Here is a 6,200-nt window from a genome sequence, read left to right as displayed (position 1 = left end):
TATCTTCTTGGTCCCGGGAGAGTCGGTCCATCGCCTCTGCGAGGATCACATTGAAGCGGCCGTGTGTGGCATCGGAGATTAGGGCCTGAATGCCTGGACGGAGCAGTGAGGCGCCCGAGATTGCATGGTCCGAGTATTCCTCGACGATCTGCCAGCCCTGCTTCTCGGCGTAGAGCCGACACATCCGGAACTGATCTGCGATCGAGGCATCGCGCTGATTGTCGGACGAATAGCGAGCGTAGAGCGCGACCTTCATACGGCGGCCTCCTTACTTGGGGAGGCGGTCCTGTTCATGATGGGCCGTCTCGGCGTTGACAAAGTCGCGGGCGGCCTGACGGGCCAAGAGACGGACCAGATCGCGGAGGCGGGCATCAGGCTCGGCGCCCGCGAGACACGCGGCGTCGGTGTCCGCCGCTTCGACGGAGAGATGCAGTGTCTCCGCTTTGGTTTGTCGCTGTCGTGCCAAGAGGTCGCCATCCGTTTCTCGCGCGTTGAGGTGCGCAAGACAAAGAATGACATCTCGAAGTGATCGCTCAAGGAAAAATAGTATGTAAAAACAGCGTGTTGTCGGTTTTTCTGGCGCATTACGTCGTGCCGGATCGTAGAAACGGATATAGCCTCGTCGTGAATAACGGCGGGCAAAATCGCTATTGTCTGTTTGATCGCGATGTACATCTAACCCATGCTGCCTTGACGTCGGACCCTGTGGCACATTCCGGGCTCGCGTCCATCTTGGCGTGACTGCTTGCTCTTCGGCACGGCAGTTGAAAAGCCAATGTTTCTTGGTATATATATCCTGATATAGCATGGAGATCGGCGATGAGCAACGCTGCACAGAAACGAGCGATCAAGAATTACCGCGCGCGCCTGACACAGCGCGGCTTCAAACGTTTCGAAGTCATGGCTCTCGAATCCGACCGCGAACTGATCCGCTCGCTTGCTCGCCGTTTGGCCGAAGAGGGGCCAGAAGCGGAAGAGGCGCGCGCCGCGGTGAAGGCTGTCGTGGCAGAGGAGCCGCCGAAGTCCGGTAGTATTCTGACCGCCTTGCGCCGTTCGCCCCTGGTTGGAGCCGAAGTCGAGTTCTCGCGCTCGCGCGATGAAGGGCGAAGGGTCGATCTGTGAGCCGTTACCTTCTAGACACCAACATCATCAGCAATATCGTCAAGCCGAAGCCATCTGAACTTCTGATGAAATGGATGGCAGCTCAGCGGGATGAGGACCTCTTCATCGCATCGCTGACCATAGCCGAAATCCGACGCGGCATTCTGGACAAACCACGTGGCAAGAAGCGCGATGCACTTGATGCTTGGTTTTCAGGGCCGGAAGGCCCGCAGGAATTGTTCATGGACCGAATCTTAGCCTTTGACGACAAGGCTGCCTTGATATGGGCACGACTTATGGCGGATGGGACGTCTACGGGTCGTCCGCGGAGCACGTTGGATGTGATTATCGCCGCCGTCGCGGGAGCCAACGATTGCGTGGTGGTAACAGAAAACGAAAAAGATTTCTCCGATATCCAGTTCATCAACCCGTTACGCGGTACTGACTGATGTGCTGCCGGAACGATGAATGCGCGGGAGGCCGACATGGCTGAAACACAGATTGAATGGACAGATGCCACGTGGAATCCGGTAGCGGGGTGTTCGATCGTTACAGCCGGCTGCACCCATTGTTATGCGATGGAAATGGCCAAGCGGCTCGAAGCGATGGGTGTCCAGAAATATGCAGGACTAACTCGCAAGACGGGTCGGAGGACCGTTTGGAATGGAGTCGTGCGTGAGGATCGGCAGGCACTGACGATTCCCCACAGATGGCGCAAGCCCCGAAAGATCTTCGTTAACTCGATGAGTGACCTCTTCCATGACCAGGTGACTGATGAATTCATATTGGACGTTTGGCAAGTCATGCGTGAAACGCCACGCCATAACTACCAGATTCTGACTAAGCGTCCCGAGCGTATGGCAGAGTTGGTCAGCGACCGCATCGGAGAGGTCCTGCCCAACGTTTGGCTTGGTACGAGCATCGAAAACGCTGAAGTCGTTGATCGCATCGATGACCTCCGCCGGTCACCTGCAGCGATCCGCTTCATTTCTTTTGAGCCGCTGATTGGTGCCGTTGGCGCAATTGATCTTCAGGATATTCACTGGGCGATTGTGGGCGGCGAAAGCGGAAAGTCCGCCCGTCCAATTCGCGAAGAATGGATTGATGAAATACATGCCCAATGCCTTACGGCAGGGACGGCATTTTTCTTCAAACAGTGGGGAACTTGGGGCAAGGACAACAAGAAGCGCTCGAAGAAGGCCAACGGGCGAGAATATCGTGGACGCACCTGGGACGAAATGCCTGCCGCCCCGCAAGCGGTTGTGTAAGAGTTTAGAGATAGGCGGGGAGGCAACATGGTCGAAAAAAGATACGAATGGGCAGATGGCGCGAAGCTCGAAGAGCATTCGCGGCGCAAACACAAGATTCTTCGTGAGTACGTCTTTGATTATCTTACCGTTCGCTGCAAATTACCCCAACAGGAACGTTTCAGGCTTGCAATAGTCGATGGTTTTGCTGGTGGGGGGCGTTACCAGTGCGGAACGCCCGGGTCCCCGCTGATTTTCATTGAAGAACTCAGGCGCGCGACTGAAGCGGTCAACACACAGCGGGCGGCGCAAGGCTTAGGCGCTATTGAGGTCGAGTGTCTTCTCATTTTTAATGATGCCAGTCGGGATGCGATTGAACTATTGAAGACCCATGTCGCACCACTGCAGGCAGATATCGCGGAAACATGCCCGAAGCTGCATCTTCGCGTAGAGTACTTGAATGAGTTCTTCGAGAAAGCTTACCCGAAAACCAGGGCGTTGCTGGAGCAGGGCCGTTATCGAAGCGTATTGTTCAACTTAGACCAGTGCGGGGATAGCCACGTCGAGCGTGACACGATCGTCGACATCATGCGGACCTATCCAGCGGCTGAGATCTTCTACACGTTCATGATCAGTTCTCTTTTGGCCTTTTTGAAAAAGGACCAACCAGATCAACTCACTGCCCGACTGGACTATCTTGGGCTCAAGACCACCGATATCGGTGAACTGAACGGGGTCATGAGCAAGAATGACTGGCTCGGCACGGCTGAAAAAATCGTTTTTGACGTCTTCCGGAGATGCGCTCCCTATGTAAGCCCGTTCTCGATTAATAACCCTGGTGGCTGGCGATATTGGCTCATTCACTTCGCCAACGCTTGCCGTGCGCGGCAGGTCTACAACAACATCCTGCATGACAATGCAACGATGCAGGCACATTTCGGTCGGTCTGGCCTCAACATGCTGTCTTATGATCCGCGGCATGACGAAGGCATGCTCTATCTGTTCGACAGTGATGCCCGTGCGTCCGCGAAGAGCCAACTCCTGGGAGATATTCCGCGTCTTGTGACTGAGACTGGTGATGCGATGCCCGTCATGGATTTCTACGAGAGCATCTACAACGTCACACCTGCTCACGCTGATGACATTCATACGGCGATTATCGAGAACCCGGATCTTGAAGTCATTACACCTGCAGGCGGTGAGCGACGGAAAGCAAACACGATTGGGGTCAATGATGTCATCAAGGTGAAGACACAGCGCAGCTTCTTCCCGATGTTCCTCGATGCCGGTGCGGACGGAAAGCGTCGCAAAAGATGAGCGCCAGCGAAGGCCAAGATCCTGAATGGCGTGAATTCGAGCGTCTGGTTGCGCGAATAGAGGCTGATGCAGACCCCGGAAATGTGACTGTTAACTCTCCTGATCGTATCAGATGCAAGATTACAGGTCAGCTACGAGAGGTCGATGCAAGTATCCGTACGCGGATTGGAACCGCCGAAGTCCTTTTGACGATCGAGTGTCGGCGAAGGACTGCAATTCAGGATGTCACCTGGATCGAGCAACTGGCCGCGAAGAAAAAGGCGATTGGTGCAGATCGTACGATCGCGGTGAGTGCGTCTGGTTTCACCGACAGTGCCCGGAAGGTCGCCGAGCAAAGCGGTGTTTCTCTTCGAGAGCTCTCGGAAATCGCGAGTGAGGATGTCAATTCATTGCTGCAGGTAGACTTCGTGCTCTTCTGGCACAAAGCGTGCGCCATTTCACGAGTCGGTATTCGAAAATTTCGCTCGCTCGATTGGAAGATGCCAGAGCCGTCGGATCTTGACTGTACGCTACCCGAGGATACGGACCCTTTCGCATCCATCTTTCGTAACGAGGAGACCGGCGCGGCCTGGTCTTTGAACGATCTTTGGCTCCAGCTTCAGGAGGCAACTGATCCGTTTGAAGGCATAGAAAAGGCCCAGTCACCCGTTTTCCGAACGGTGTGCTTTCCCTACCCCGGCGAGGTGACCGTCACGACTCCCGACGGACCCGTTCGGTTGGGAGACGTAATACTCACCGTTGCTCTCTGGGTAGAGGCAGAACACATTCCTTTCGATGAGGCCAACAGGGTCGAGTATTCATCCGGCGATATCGATGCCATCCAGCGCGTAGAATTTTCTTTGCAGCGGCGGATGAGAAAGAATCAGCGCATCTCCTTGCAGCTGCCTAAGCACTCGGAAAGTATTCGTGACCTAAGAGCAGGAATTTTTCAGCCTTCCAACGAAAAATAGCGGAAATTATCTCGTAGGTTCTCCTCTACGTGTTGGCCCGTGGCCAGCGCAGTTTCCCACGGCCGACGCGCAACGCTTCCACCAACCTAGTATTGCCCGGCAGCCGCCCCGAGAACAGGCTGGGCTTCGGATCAAGTGCCGATTTCTTGAATGCCGCCACCCGCTGATAGTCAGGCGTCGCCATCCAGGTCCGCCCATCTCCATCGTCTGTGACAATCCGATAGAGGCCGGCAGGTGGGGCGGTCGCGGTGTCGAGCAGGCGCTTGTAGTGTTCGACCGACCATTTCTGAATGCCGCCACTCAGGGCCTCCGTTCGGAACCGCGCCCATAGCGCTGCCGTGTCGGGGGTCGGCCAATCACCAGCATCGGTGTAAGCTGTGATCTCGTCGGATTCGAGCCAGGCCCTCATCTCCGCGGGCGTGACGAAGGCTGGCTCGGCATCCTCGATTGCCGCCATGGCTGCGCGCCGTGATGGAAGGCCCGCGCGGATCAGCATCGACATCATGAATTGTGGAACGCCGGTTTCGACCGCTGCTGCGGCGCCCCCCACCACTGTTTCTGGAGACCAGCCGAGGGACATGCGGCGGGTACGAACAGCTTCCAAGGCCCAGACCAAACGATAGGTGAAGGCCTCTTCGACAGCCCGCATATTCTGAGGCCCAATATTGGCGACATCGTCGCCAGACACCCAACGGCGCAGGATGTCCTTCCAGTTGGCCGGTAGCGCGTTCGTCTTGTCGGGAATGAACGGCCGCATAAACAGCAGGCGTTCCCCGAGACCTGAAAGGGCGTCGACAAGTTCGCCGACATCTCCACTCAGCGCGGCAGCGTCAGCTTGATCGAGGAGATCGGCCAATTCGTCTGCCATCGCATCAATGGCGAGCCCAGCCTCGAGCCCGACACCCATCGCGAAATGTCCGCGCCGCGCCTCCGTTGTAGTGGACTTCCATATGAGTTCAGCGCGCGCCTCGAACACCTTCTTGTGCAATGGCGCGATGTCCTCGTCTTCTCGGGCTATCTGGCGCGCCCAGAGTGACCCTTTGAGCGCCTCGTCCAAGAGCGTTGGCAGATCAGCCCGGTCGGAGTCCAGCGCTTCGATCAATCCGAAGACAGTCGCATCGAGACGTTCGACGATTTGCGAAAGCGGTTCCTCGTCGATGGTCTCCCCTTCGTCATCACCGCCTTCATCTTCACCGTCATCTGCGTCATATTCCGCGCCGGCCGCCAAGCGCTCGGCGACTGCGGCTTCCTCCGCGGGCGATCTCCAGGCTTCGCGGGCGTTGGCGAGATATTCCCATGCGTCATCGCGCTCCAGAACGCCTTCACGGGCCAGGCGCTCAAGGATCTCTGCGACGATTTGGATGAGGCCGCTCTTCAGTGTGCGGGCCTTGGCGGAGGCAACCAACTCACGCCACTCTCTTTCTCGCCATTTGATCTTGTCGAACATCACGTGAACGATGAGGCCTTCGACGTCCACGAAAGCGCGGCCGGCTCGCCCGGCGACATTTGCGAACTCCTCGCCTTTGATCTTCTCGCCTCTGCGGACCAGATACGGCACCAGCATAACTGCAGCGTTGAGATTGAG

The 6,200-nt window shown here is 56.7% G+C and carries 7 protein-coding genes and 1 pseudogene; 6 read left to right on the top strand and 2 right to left on the bottom strand.

Annotated features, from left to right (window positions below):
* Positions 1-256: recombinase family protein (locus ACK8OU_RS19650; RefSeq protein WP_410305029.1), on the bottom strand; the 256-nt coding region annotated here is incomplete at its 3' end.
* Positions 257-292: 36 nt separating this feature from the next.
* Here ACK8OU_RS19650 and ACK8OU_RS19645 point away from each other — a divergent pair.
* From ACK8OU_RS19645 to ACK8OU_RS19620, 6 genes are all read left to right on the top strand, one after another.
* Complete coding sequence (locus ACK8OU_RS19645) at positions 293-529, top strand: hypothetical protein (RefSeq protein WP_410305028.1); 237 nt, start codon at positions 293-295, stop codon at positions 527-529.
* A 290-nt stretch (positions 530-819) separates the two neighbouring features.
* Complete coding sequence (locus tag ACK8OU_RS19640; RefSeq protein ID WP_009573742.1) at positions 820-1,122, top strand: hypothetical protein; 303 nt, start codon at positions 820-822, stop codon at positions 1,120-1,122.
* A complete protein-coding gene (locus ACK8OU_RS19635) occupies positions 1,119-1,550 on the top strand; it encodes a PIN domain-containing protein (protein WP_410305027.1) in 432 nt (143 codons plus the stop codon). Before ACK8OU_RS19640 ends, ACK8OU_RS19635 begins: the two co-directional genes overlap by 4 nt.
* Positions 1,551-1,586: 36 nt before the next feature.
* Entirely contained in the window at positions 1,587-2,369 is a 783-nt protein-coding gene (locus ACK8OU_RS19630; RefSeq protein ID WP_009573744.1) for a DUF5131 family protein, read from the top strand.
* Between the two features lie 27 nt (positions 2,370-2,396).
* The gene (locus ACK8OU_RS19625; protein ID WP_009573745.1) at positions 2,397-3,665 is read left to right on the top strand and encodes a three-Cys-motif partner protein TcmP; all 1,269 of its coding nucleotides are present in this window, start codon (positions 2,397-2,399) and stop codon (positions 3,663-3,665) included.
* On the top strand, positions 3,662-4,615 hold the full coding sequence (locus tag ACK8OU_RS19620) for a restriction endonuclease (RefSeq protein WP_410305026.1): 954 nt from the start codon (positions 3,662-3,664) through the stop codon (positions 4,613-4,615). The genes ACK8OU_RS19625 and ACK8OU_RS19620 overlap by 4 nt, the downstream gene beginning before the upstream one ends.
* A gap of 25 nt (positions 4,616-4,640) precedes the next feature.
* Here the strand turns inward: ACK8OU_RS19620 and ACK8OU_RS19615 are convergent.
* Positions 4,641-6,200 (bottom strand): annotated as a pseudogene (locus ACK8OU_RS19615) (DEAD/DEAH box helicase); the annotation flags it as partial.

Origin of the sequence: Pontitalea aquivivens, assembly GCF_046507575.1 — a bacterium.
Lineage (GTDB): Bacteria > Pseudomonadota > Alphaproteobacteria > Rhodobacterales > Rhodobacteraceae > Pontitalea > Pontitalea aquivivens.
Note: the sequence above shows the minus strand (reverse complement) of the source record. Positions and strands in the feature narration are given on the sequence as shown.

Coding starts and splice junctions, on each gene's coding strand:
- ACK8OU_RS19630 (WP_009573744.1), top strand. CDS start 1,587: ATGGCTGAAACACAGATTGAATGGACAGATGCCACGTGGAATCCGGTA.
- ACK8OU_RS19645 (WP_410305028.1), top strand. CDS start 293: ATGATGGGCCGTCTCGGCGTTGACAAAGTCGCGGGCGGCCTGACGGGC.
- ACK8OU_RS19625 (WP_009573745.1), top strand. CDS start 2,397: ATGGTCGAAAAAAGATACGAATGGGCAGATGGCGCGAAGCTCGAAGAG.
- ACK8OU_RS19620 (WP_410305026.1), top strand. CDS start 3,662: ATGAGCGCCAGCGAAGGCCAAGATCCTGAATGGCGTGAATTCGAGCGT.
- ACK8OU_RS19640 (WP_009573742.1), top strand. CDS start 820: ATGAGCAACGCTGCACAGAAACGAGCGATCAAGAATTACCGCGCGCGC.